General features: G+C 61.7%; 8 protein-coding genes. 3 read left to right on the forward strand and 5 right to left on the reverse strand.

Annotation, left to right across the window (positions count from 1 at the left end):
* Nucleotides 1-197 precede the first annotated feature (197 nt).
* The 3 genes from PRZ03_RS11050 (at nt 198) to mnmE (ending at nt 4,117) form a co-directional block, all read left to right on the forward strand.
* Nucleotides 198-1,745: a peptide MFS transporter gene (locus tag PRZ03_RS11050; RefSeq protein WP_263532794.1), complete on the forward strand. Its 1,548-nt coding sequence runs from the start codon at nt 198-200 to the stop codon at nt 1,743-1,745.
* A 40-nt stretch (nt 1,746-1,785) separates the two neighbouring features.
* On the forward strand, nt 1,786-2,424 hold the full coding sequence (locus tag PRZ03_RS11055) for a Crp/Fnr family transcriptional regulator (RefSeq protein WP_263532793.1): 639 nt from the start codon (nt 1,786-1,788) through the stop codon (nt 2,422-2,424).
* 316 nt (nt 2,425-2,740) lie between these two features.
* Nucleotides 2,741-4,117: a tRNA uridine-5-carboxymethylaminomethyl(34) synthesis GTPase MnmE gene (gene mnmE / locus PRZ03_RS11060; RefSeq protein WP_273600352.1), complete on the forward strand. Its 1,377-nt coding sequence runs from the start codon at nt 2,741-2,743 to the stop codon at nt 4,115-4,117.
* A gap of 117 nt (nt 4,118-4,234) precedes the next feature.
* Here the strand turns inward: mnmE and PRZ03_RS11065 are convergent, their stop codons facing one another.
* The 5 genes from PRZ03_RS11065 to PRZ03_RS11085 all read right to left on the reverse strand — a co-directional run bounded on the left by PRZ03_RS11065 (nt 4,235) and on the right by PRZ03_RS11085 (nt 11,594).
* On the reverse strand, nt 4,235-5,044 hold the full coding sequence (locus PRZ03_RS11065; RefSeq protein ID WP_273600353.1) for an efflux RND transporter periplasmic adaptor subunit: 810 nt from the start codon (nt 5,042-5,044) through the stop codon (nt 4,235-4,237).
* A gap of 78 nt (nt 5,045-5,122) precedes the next feature.
* Complete coding sequence (locus PRZ03_RS11070; RefSeq protein ID WP_273600354.1) at nt 5,123-7,096, reverse strand: preprotein translocase subunit SecA; 1,974 nt, start codon at nt 7,094-7,096, stop codon at nt 5,123-5,125.
* A 49-nt stretch (nt 7,097-7,145) separates the two neighbouring features.
* The gene (locus PRZ03_RS11075; RefSeq protein WP_273600355.1) at nt 7,146-9,296 is read right to left on the reverse strand and encodes an HlyD family efflux transporter periplasmic adaptor subunit; all 2,151 of its coding nucleotides are present in this window, start codon (nt 9,294-9,296) and stop codon (nt 7,146-7,148) included.
* Between the two features lie 36 nt (nt 9,297-9,332).
* Nucleotides 9,333-11,186, reverse strand: a complete 1,854-nt coding sequence (locus PRZ03_RS11080) for an HlyD family efflux transporter periplasmic adaptor subunit (protein ID WP_273600356.1) — start codon at nt 11,184-11,186, stop codon at nt 9,333-9,335.
* An 81-nt stretch (nt 11,187-11,267) separates the two neighbouring features.
* Nucleotides 11,268-11,594 carry a DUF3467 domain-containing protein gene (locus PRZ03_RS11085; RefSeq protein WP_273600357.1) on the reverse strand — a complete coding sequence of 109 codons (327 nt, stop codon included), beginning with the start codon at nt 11,592-11,594 and terminating at the stop codon, nt 11,268-11,270.
* Nucleotides 11,595-11,714: the final 120 nt, after the last annotated feature.

Raw genomic sequence — 11,714 nt, forward strand, 5'->3', positions numbered from 1 at the left:
AAGACTGGGGTTATGCCTGCCCAAACCAAGGGCTGGCAGCGGTGACAATACGCGCCGCTGCCGCCGAGATGATCTCTGGGCGGCCCGTCCTTTGTGGGCACCGAGGCGACATCTAACAAGCCGTCGATAAGGGGCCGGCACGGTTCACGAGGGAGCCGCGAGGACCTTCACCACTCAGACCATGAACGGAGAGTCGTTTGAACAACAACAAAATTCAAGCCGCAGGGGGCCACACCATCCTCGGCCACCCCGACAGCCTATTCGTGCTGTTCTTTACCGAGATGTGGGAGCGTTTCTCCTACTACGGCATGCGCGGCCTGCTGGTGCTGTTCTTGATCTCCGAGACCGCCAAGGGCGGCTGGGGCTGGAGCCGCGCCGATGCGACCTCGCTGTATGGCTGGTACACCATGCTGGTCTACTTCACGCCGATTCTGGGCGGCTACGTAGCCGATAAATTCCTCGGCACGCGCCGCGCGGTCGTGCTGGGCGGCTTCATCATTGCGGCCGGCCATATCTCCTTGTTCATGGAGACCATCCCGAGTTTTTACCTAGGCCTGGCCTTGGTGATTGCCGGCACCGGCCTGTTCAAGCCGAACATCTCGGCCATCGTCGGTCAGCTCTACGGCAAGGACAACGAAGGCAGCCGTGACGGCGGCTACACGCTGTTCTATATGGGCGTCAACGCCGGGGCCTTCTTCGGCATCCTGCTGTGCGGCTATATCGGCGAGAAGATCTCCTGGAACTATGGCTTCGGCCTGGCCGGCATCTTCATGATCCTGGGCGCTTTGCAGTTCTACTTCAGCCAATCGCTGTTTGGCGACATTGGCGCGCCGCCGGTCAAGGGCGAGAAGTCTGCTGCCGCACAGGCCGACGCAGAAGAAAATCTGCCCGCTAACGTCGTAGCCGATCGGCTCAAGGCCATCTTTGTGCTGGCTTTTTTCACCATCTTCTTCTGGTTCGCATTTGAGCAGGCCGGCGGCTCGATGACGATTTTTGCCGCCGACTACACCGACCGCAATCTGGTCGGCACCAGCGGCTTGATCTTCAAGATCGTCAACACACTGATGACGGTGATCCCGGCGGCCATCCTGACCTGGCTGCTGGTGCAATTGCACCGCGGCACCGGCAAGCGCAGCCCGCTGCCCATCGTGCTCTTGGCGCTGGCCTTTGCGGCGATTTGGGGCTTGATCATCTGGATGCTGGCGCGCGAATTTTCGCTCGACCAATCCGAAGTGCCCGCGACCTGGTTCGGCGTGCTGAACTCCTTCTTCCTGGTGATCTTGGCACCCATGTTCTCCAAGATGTGGGAGAAGCATTGGAACCCGAGCGGCCCGATCAAGTTCGGCGTCGGTCTGGTCTTGCTGGGTTTGGGCTTTGCGGTCTTGTCTTACGGCGCATCTGGCATCCCACCGGGCGCCAAAACGGCGCAGGTCAGCATGATGTTCTTGTCGCTGGCTTATTTGCTGCACACCATGGGCGAGCTGTGCCTGTCGCCGGTGGGCCTGTCCTATATCTCCAAGCTGGCTCCGGCGCGGTTGCTGGGTCTGATGTTTGGTGTCTGGTTCCTTAACTCGGCGATCGCCAACTTCATCGCCGGTAAAACCGGCGCCTATATCGACTACATCTCGGCCACTTACTCGATGTCGACCTTCTTCCTGATCTTCACCCTCATCCCAGCCGGCGCCGGCCTGGTGCTGATGTTGTTGACACCTTGGATGAAAAAGAAAATGCACGGTGTGCATTGAGTTAGGTCAGCGGTAACGCGAGGCGCTGATAATTGCGGGTATGCACTCAGAAGCTTCCGTTACCGATTTAGATATCGCCGCTTTGCCGCCCAGTCTGCGGCAACTGGCCGCGCGCGGCCTGGTTCGCAACTATGGCCGCGGAGCGGTCTTGATCGAAGAAGGCTCGCAGGGCGATAGCCTGTACCTGGTGCTCTCGGGCAGCCTGCGGGTCTATGGCTGCGATGCACGCGGCCGCGAAGTAACCTATGGCATCTACGGTAGCGGCGAGTACGTCGGCGAAATGAGTTTGGACGGCGGGCTGCGCTCGGCCAGCGTCATCACCGAAGAGGCCTCGCGCTGCGTGATGCTGACGCGCGCCAGCCTCTTGGCCCATATCGCCGCCCATCCGGAGTTCGCCTTCGAGCTCTTGACCAAGGTGATCCGCCGCGCTCGCGCCGCCACGCTGTCGACCAAGCAACTGGCGCTGAATGATGTCTACGGGCGCTTGCGCGCCTTGCTGGAAAGTTCCTCGACCGCCGGCGACGACATCATGCTGACGCATCAAGCGATGGCCCATCGCCTGGGCTGTTCGCGCGAGATGGTCTCCAAGCTGGTCAAGGATCTGGAGCAAGGTGGCTACCTAACGCGCATTGCCAACGGCCGCTACCAGCGCCTGCGCGCCCTGCCGATCCGTTGGTAATATTTGCCACGCCATTGGCGAGGAATAAATCACATCGCTGCAACAGTCCCCCCATCTGGGGGGCTATTTTTTTCCGGCGCAAAGGACTCAAATCGCGTCATGCGGGGCAGAGCTTCTCAGCCGGTGGTCTTCTAACCGGTGTGCGAACTGGGCCAGCGAACAAGACTCATGCGAGTGCTTGCTCCGGCCTCCCCCGCGCCAAACATAGTGCCCCCACGCGTCGGACTACCGACGCTGCCCCTCGAGGGGGCGCTGAACCGGTTTGGGACGGCCCGGCGCCGGTTCATATCTAAGTAGCATCAGCGAGAATCCTCGCATGCTGTCCTCCCGCCAAGCCCCCATCGCCGCCATCGCCACCGCCCCCGGACGTGGAGCGGTCGGCATCGTGCGCGTCTCCTCCGCGCAAGACCTGAGCCCGCTGATTGACGCCATCTGCGCGCGCCAGTTGCGGCCACGCGAGGCGAGCTATCTGCCTTTTCTCGACGGCTACGGCGTTGCCATCGACCAGGGTCTGGCACTCCTGTTCCCTGCACCTCATTCCTACACCGGTGAGCATGTGCTGGAGCTGCAGGCGCATGGCGGGCCTGTGGTCTTGCAGCTGCTGCTGGCGCGCTGCATGGAGGCGGGAGCTGCCATGGGTATTCGCTTGGCCGAGCCCGGTGAGTTCACCCAACGCGCGTTCTTGAACGGCAAGCTCGACCTCGCGCAGGCCGAGGCCGTCAGCGACTTGATCGACGCCAGCACCGAGGCGGCGGCCCGCAGCGCCGGCCGCGCCTTGGCCGGCGCGCTGTCCAAAGAAGTCAGCGAGCTGCGCGATGAATTGATCAAGCTGCGCATGCTGGTAGAGGCGACGCTGGACTTCCCCGAGGAAGAGATCGACTTCCTGCAGCAGGCCGACGCGCTGGGCCGCTTGGCCCGCTTGCAGAACAAGTTAGCAGCCGTGCTGGACCGCACGCAGCAAGGCGCGCTTTTGCGCGAAGGCATCAAGGTGGTGCTGGCCGGCCAGCCCAATGTGGGCAAAAGCTCGCTTTTAAACGCCCTGGCCGGCGCCGAGCTGGCCATCGTCACAGCGATCCCCGGCACCACGCGCGACAAGGTCAGCCAGACGATTCAGATCGAAGGCGTGCCGCTGCACATCAGCGACACCGCCGGCCTGCGCGACACCGAGGACGAAGTCGAGCGCATAGGCGTGGCGCGCAGCTGGGAGGCAATCGCCGACGCAGACGTGCTGCTCTTCATGCACGACCTGACCCGCGTCGGCCAGGCCGACTACGAAGCCGAAGACAAACTGATCTCGGCCCGCTTGGGCGACGTGCCAGCCGAGCGCATCTTGCAGGTCTTCAACAAGGCCGATGCGGCCGTGGTGGCCGGCCTGCCCGAGGCTGCGCTGCTGCTGTCGACCAAGTCGGGTGCCGGCCTGCCCGAGCTGCGCCAGCGCCTGCTGCAACAAGTCGGCTGGCACGCCACGCCGGAAGGCTTGTTCATCGCCCGCGAACGCCATGTACAGGCCCTCAAGCGCACGCGCGAGCATTTGGCCCTGGCTCTGAGCGTCGCCCACCAGGAGCCACCGGCGCTGGATCTGCTCGCCGAAGAGTTGCGCCTTTCACACGGCGCACTCGGCGAAATCACCGGCAACTTCTCCGCCGATGAACTGCTCGGGGAAATTTTCAGCAAGTTCTGTATAGGAAAATAATGGCTAGGTGCTGGACCTGCGGAGCAGCTCCGGCACCTCTGACTAGCTTGGGGTTGGACCTGCGTAGCAGCTCCGACCTCACTGACTAGCAGGGCTTAGACCTGCGCAGCCGCTCCATCACGCCTTGAAGCGCACGCTGCAACGGCTCCCGGCCGGGATGCGGTAGCCAGGATTGGGCAATTGCAAACGTACGCCGAAAGTGCCGCTGGCCGCATCAATCAGGCGGTCCACCACCACAACACGGGCAGGCTGCGTGCCGCCACCTAAGGCGAGGCTGACACGGCCCATCATGCCCACGCGTATCGACCCAAATTGCTCGGCAGGCACGACCACCTCGACATTCAGAGGATCAAGCTGGGCCAGCTTGAACACCACCGACTTCTCTGCGCGAATCAAGTCACCTGCCACCAGTTTGCGCTCCACCACCACGCCGTTGATGGGGCTGACGATGGATCGCAGCTTGAGATTCTCCTCATCCCGCTTGAGTTCCTCTTCATGAATTCGGGTTTCGGTTTCCATCTCGTCTTTCTCTTGCGCCGAAATCAGTTGCTTGAGAAACAAGGCCTCGTTGCGTTCCGTCTTGCGCTTGCCGAACTCAATACGCGCTTGCGACAAAGAAACTGCCGCAGCTTCAACGCCAGATTGCAACTGAGCAAGCAGTTGCCCCTTGCTGACTGAATCGCCCCGGTCTGCATTGACCGCCTTCAGCACACCATCCACCGGGCTGCCCACATTGACCAAGACGGAAGGCTCGATCAAACAGTCCGAGCCGCCGGCACTGCGTCCGCCCAAAGCGCCAGAAAGGGCATCGGCAGCGGGCAAATTAATGGGTGTAGGCGCGGAGGGCGCAGCACGCGGTTGCGCCCCAGCGGCAGCCGACAAGAGCAGGCTTAGGCAAGCAATCAGGGGGTGTTTCATTGATTTCATGGGACTCGTCGGGAACTTAGGGAATTTCAGGAATTGATGGAACTGCGGACATTTTCGGGCTCTGCGCAAACATGCCCATCATTCAGGTCGCCCCGCAAAAGCCAGCAAACGGCTGGTATGCAAGTCCTGCTTCAGCAGGCCTTTGCGCACCCGTGAGTGCGCACGCTCGGTGCGCCGTTGCGACCAACGGATAGCCGCAGAACCCAGACCTGCCGCCGCAGAATCAGGCATGAGCGCCATCAAGGCCGCCAAGGCTCGCGTGGACCTCGTTCCAAACGCCGCCATGATGGAGTCCTCCAAAGAAAGAATGGTCTCGAAGTAGCCGGGGTCACCTTGCCGCGCGCACCGGCCGGCAAGTTGGCGGTCTATACGTTTGGAGTCATGCCGCTCGGACAAGATGACATGCAAACCACCCAAGGCCGCCACATCGGCAGCCAACTTGATGTCAGTCCCGCGACCGGCCATATTCGTGGCGATAGTAATGCAGGCGGCTTGACCGGCGACCGCGACGATCGCCGCTTCTTCTCCATCTTGCTTGGCATTGAGCACGCGATGCGCCAAGCCCATCTGTTGCAGCAGCTGGCTGGCTCGCTCGGAGGCTGCTACCGAATGAGTGCCCAGCAAGACCGGGCGCCCCAAAGCATGAATCTCGGCCACGCGCGCCACGATACGCCGCCACTTTTGCGCTGCATCGCCATAGACCTGCTCAGTCAGCAATATGCGTCGGCTCGGCCGGTTAGTCGGCAGTTTGACGACCGGCAGGTCATAGACAAAGCCCAACTCTGTGGAGACCTCTTTGGCCGTGCCCGTCATGCCGGCCAAATGCAGATAGCGGCGAAAAAAGCGCTGATAGCTGATGCGCGCGAGTGGCTCTTTCTGGGCCGTGATGGTGCAGCCTTCCTTAGCCTCAATCAGCTGATGCAGGCCGCGCTCCCAGCTTCGGTCTGCCATCACGCGACCGGTGTACTCGTCGACGATTTGAATCTTGTCTTCACGCACCAGGTAATGCTCATCCAAATGAAACAGATGCAAGGCCGACAGGGCCTGCGTGAGCAATTCTTCGCGCCGCAGCGCCCCGGTCCATAGTCCGCCCAGCGGCGCGCACAGCTCTTCCACATGGGCACGACCGGCATCGGTCAAGGCAAGCCTGCGCTCACTCAGCTGCACCTTGAAATCGTGGTCCTTGATCAACTGCTGCGCCAATTTGATGCCCAGCACGGCCACTTGCTCCTCGTCGCCGGCATCGGCCGGCGCGGAAATGATCAAGGGCGTGCGCGCTTCGTCCACCAGCACACTGTCGGCTTCGTCGACGATGGCAAAGCTCAGGCCCCGCAACAGCAAGCGTTTGAGGCGCGACTGCTGGCCCGAGAGGCGCTCCAGTCGCAAGCGCAAGGCACTGGCGCTGCCAGCAAGCACCAGGCGATCCCGCAGGTAGTCAAACACAATCGTCTTGTTGGACGCATAGACCACATGACAGGCGTAAGCGGCCTGGCGCTGCGGCGGTTCTTGCTCTTCGGTGGCCACGCCCACAGACAGTCCCAGCGCCTCATAGACCGGCCGCATTTCCTCGGCATCGCGGCTCACGAGGTAGTCATTGACCGTGATCACATGCACCGGCACACCCGCCAGCGCGGCGGTACAGGCCGGCAAAGTGGCGGTCAAGGTTTTGCCTTCTCCGGTTTCCATCTCGGCCACCATGCCTTGCAGCAAAACCCAGCCGCCCAACAATTGCACATCAAAGTGACGTTTTCCAAGCGTCAGTTCGGCCGCGCGGCTGATCAAGGCAAAGGCTTTTGCAACGGCGGCAGGCCGGTAGCCATCACGCCTCAAAATGCGTCCCAACTCACGGGCTGCGGCTGGCAAGTCAGGCAATTCCAGGCCGGCCACGTCTGCTTCGCAGGCGCGCACCCGGGCTACGATATTGCTGCGCAAAGCCCGCTCGGCAGCGAGCTTTCGCCTCAGGCCACCGACCAAGCGCTCGCCCGATTCTTCCAGCCAGCCCTCCGGCAAAACGTCGAGCCGCTCCGGGTACGGTGGGCGATCTAAAGACAAAGGAGAGCTCTGCTGCGCCCCCTGCTCAAGAAAATTTTTCAGCGTCGACTTAAACACTGAAGCGCTTCAGCAAGACACCACGCAAGGCCCGGTACCACTGCGCAGCCAAGGGCTCGGCTTGGCGTTCAAACTTGACGTAAATGCGACTGCCAATCGCCATGGGGCGCTGGCTCGGAGGGGTCTCCAATTCAAATATGAACAGCGAGTTCGAGGCCTTGGGTTCGGCAGCGCGACCCGACTCGTGCGCGGCCGTCGCATCCAAAGACAGCTCACCGCCGCCCTGTGCGCTGAGTGCCATATTGGGCAACTGGTTGGTGGCAGCCGGCACAACTCGGCGCACCAAGGCCGGCAACACTTCTTCCACCCGTTCGACCCGGCGCAGCTCCACCCTGCGCGTCATCTGACGCACCAAATCCACTTCGCCCTGGGGCACCACAACTTGCACCGCCAGCCGCGCATAGTCCACCGTGTAGGCGATCACGTCCCCTCGGCGGACAAATCGACCCGGCATATCGGTCACTTCAGGCATCACAAAAATGCCGTCCACGGGGCTGCGCATCTCCAGCTCCTTGGCATGCGCGCGGGCATTGGCCAAGCGCAGGCTGATGTGATGAATCTCGTCCTTGATGATGTTGGTCTGCACTCGTTCGGCGCCGGCAGCATCTAAGCGGGCGTACTGTTCTTTGAGCTGCGCTTCCAACACCGCGACCTTGGCCTGCAGCTCCGGGTCCTCCGTGATGACCAACAATTCGCCCTGTTTAACTTGTGAGTTAGGCTGCGCGACCACCCGCTTGATGAAGCCGTCCGCGCCGGCCCGGACCTGCGCGTTTTGCGGCACCACGGCCACGCCTTCGGTGCGTGTCCAGGAAGGGGCCGGCCACCAACCCAGCACCGCGATCACCGCCGCTAGCAGCAGGCCCGTGGTCAGCAGCGCCTGGCGCCGATGGCCCTGCAACTCGCCAGAGCTGCTGAGATAGGCCAGATGTTTGGCAATCGGCTGAATCAAGCTGGTGTAGAGCGACCACAAGGCCAGCAATACGCCGACGATGAAATATTGCTGCGCGACCAGCAAGGCAATGCCCACCATCACAATCATGCGATAAACAAAAGACGCAATCGCATAAAACACAAACCAAGCCCGCTCTCCCGCCGCCGCTTGCGCGGCCCGCGCCGACTTGACGCCGAAGGCATAGCGCTTCACCAAATAGCCCAGGTAATTGTTGGCGCGCTGCCCGAGATTGGGAATCTCCAGCGCATCCGACAAGATGTAATAGCCGTCAAAGCGCAAGAGCGGGTTGGCATTGAACACCAGGGTAGAGACGCCGGCCACGATCAAGACGTTGTAAGCCATCGCACGCACCAAACCCGGCTCCACATTGGCCCAGACAAACATGGCCAAAGCCGCCAGAAACACCTCGCTCAGCATGCCGGCCGCGCCCACCAACATACGGGCTTTTTTGCTCCTGAAGGCCAGCGAGGCCGAAGCATCGACATAGGGCACGGGCATGAAGACCAAGAGCATGATGCCCATCTCATGCACTTCGCCGCCGCGTGCCTTGACGGCGAATGCATGGCCAAATTCATGCACGATCTTGGCCACAGGGAACACCATGCCGATCAGCAGCAGATTGTCAGCCGCCAACAGACGGTCGCTGATGCCTCGGCTTAACTCATCCCAGTGGCTGGCACCCAGAGCCAAGGCCCAGACCACCACCGTCAACCAAATCAAGGCGCCGACCCAACCGAACAGGCCGCCGACCCAAGGGTTCAAAGCACGCAAAAAGCGCTCCGGATCCAGCAAGGGCACGCGCAAGGCCAGCGGATTCATCACATACTGCTTGAGCTTCATGCGCTCTTGCTTGAGCTTGCGATCATGCAGTTCGGTGATATCGGGCGAGGCGTCGGTCTGCAGCACGTCGGCCCGATGCAGCGAAGCCAGCACCTGGATGACTTCGTCCTGCGTGGGCGCATCGTCGCCCAGGCGCGAGCAGGCCAGCGTCCAAATCTCGCGCAAGCTGCGCTTGCCGTCCATCAAGCCGATGACCAAATTGGCTTCCGGCGAAAACCGGTGAAAACGCCCGCTCGATCTATCCTGCAGCACATACCAGACCGAACCACGGTACACATGGCGATGGATCACGGCATGGCTACGCAGGCGGGGCCGCACCTCCGCCACCCGGTACCAGGAGGCGCTGAACATTGACTCACTCACGCCGTCCACCCAGACACGCCTTGTTCACGGCAGGTAGTTCCAGAGCATCAAACGGGCCCAATTCACCAAGCGGTGAGTCCAGATCCAGATCAGATGGCGGCTTTCAATCTCGATCTTGCCGACACCCTCCATGCCAGGACGCAAGCGCTCCCCGGCGCCGTCCATCAGCCCTTCGACCCGAAAATAATTGCGACCTTCACGCGCCGTGGTCACCGAGGTGACGTTGGACACCGTGAAGGCCAGCGGCTGATCGGCGATCGCAGACAACAGCAGCCGCCCTTTTTGACCGACCGCAATGTCCGCAATGTCGCGCTCATCGATCTCGACGATGACGCGGTAGGCATCCAGCGGTGTGATCTCGAACAAGACCTCGCCGCGCCGCACCGCCGCGCCGAGGGACTGCGACAGGTCGCCTTTGACGATGACGCCGTCGAAAGGCGCCTTCACGGCCGCGCGTGACAGTTGCTCATCGAGCAGGCTGACTTGCGCGCGCGCCTGTTCGTACAGCGCCTGCACAATCTGCGCCTTGGCGCGGTCACGGTTGGCCACGGCCTCTTGATGTTGCTTGAGATATTGCGCCTCCTGGCTAGCCCATTTGAGCCGCTCCAGACGCAAGTCGCGTTCATCCAGGGTGGCCAGTACAGCACCCGAGCGCGCCACATCTCCGGCACGCGCTTGCGCGCTGGCCACGAAGCCATCAAAGGGGGCCGCCACCGAGCGCCGGATCGCCCCCTCCAGTGTGGCCGGTGCGCTGACCTTGTAATCTGCCTTGGCAAAGCTGAAGAAAAACCCAGCCAGCATCAGCACGATCAACACCAGCTTGCGCTTGACGTACCGAGGCCCCAACACGCGCCGCAGTTGGAGCTTCAGGCCGTCCCAGCCACGCAGCAGGAAGCCTCGATCATTGAGCTTCTTGATCGCCAGAATACGGCCGGACACCGCCGCCACCGCCTGGCACAGCTCAATCTCATGCTGCTCAAATGGCAGCTTAGCGGGGCGCTCAAAAGTCAATGCTCCGCTGAAGTCCTCACCGCCCGTCAAGGGCACCGTCAACACACTGCCGTTGCCATGCTCTTGAGCCAGATGCTGATGTTCACGGTCCACCACGATCTCATCGCCGGCAAGCATAGGGACGCGAATCACCGCCTTCTGATCAATGGCTTCATCCATCGCGGCGCCGACTGCCTGGATCAAATTGCTGCGCTTAGACGTTTGCGCACTGTGCGAAAGCGCCACTGCCTGCGCATGCCCGCCTCTGACCACACCCAAGCTGACGCGGTCGCAATCAAGCCGGGTCGCCAATTCGGTGACGAGGCTGCGGCAGGCGGCCTCGTAGCGATCTTCTTCCAGCACGGCGGCCAACTGATCCAGCAAGGCCATCAGGCGCTGTTCGGTGCTGCGGGATTCATCGCTGTATTGGCTGCGCAAATAGGCAGTGACCCAAGCCAAGCCCCATTGCAAACGCAGCAAGGCCTGGCTGGTTTGCTCTAGCTTGGGCTGACGGGCATCGACCTTCAGCTCAAGCGCCACAACGCCGTGCAAGTAAGCGTCCAGCTCTATGGGCACGGCCAGCCCGCTATTGCTTGAGTCGGCCAGGTCGCTGACGCTCGCCCGGCGGCTTGCCAAGGCCTGCTCGGCCACCTCGGCCAATCGGGGCGCGCCGCCCTGAGGCTCGGGCCAGAACACCAAAGGAGCGAAAGGCCCCACATCCGGAGCGCCAAGCACTAAGACGGCACTGACAACCCCCGGTGTGGTCTCGCACAGATAAGCCAACCATGCGCCAAAGTAGAGCGCTGGGTCAGCGGTTTGTGTCAAATTTGCCCAGACTGGCAAGGTGGCACCGGAGCCGGCAAGCTCCATGCGGCTGAGCGTATTCACGAGCTTTCAGAGTCCAAGGTCAACTAGCAAAGAAGGTAAGCGCGCCCTGAAACGAGCGCGCCAAGGCCATGCCGTGCTTGCTCAGACCTTCAACTCGCCGTAGCGGCTCTCGTATTCTTTCAAGCCCTGGCCGAGCAGGGTGAACAGGCGCTTGGCGGCAAAGGGGTTGAGCACGATGCGATCGGACAACAAGACCGTGACTTCCTTTTGGCCGCCTTGCCACGCTTGATTGGCCCCGAACAACAACATGATCTCTTCACGCGTGCCTAAGACATTGCAAACATTGGCGTAGGAGGTTTGCATCTTGGAGTCATCCCACACCACCTTTGGCGAGGCCTCGACGCGGGGCGTTTGCAGGGCCTCTGAGGCTTCCACATTGTTGCTATTGCTGCTGGAGTTTTTGCTCATTACACGGTCCGGTTAAGCTGGTTCTTCATCAAATACTTGCTCACAGCGAGCACCAAAAAACGCTCTCGGCGACTCTGGCTTGGCGCATTCACGCCATTCACTTTTGAGGCCGCCGCGATG

The sequence above is a fragment of the Roseateles albus genome, from assembly GCF_028595345.1.
In the GTDB taxonomy this organism is placed as follows: Bacteria; Pseudomonadota; Gammaproteobacteria; order Burkholderiales; family Burkholderiaceae_C; genus Paucibacter_A; species Paucibacter_A albus.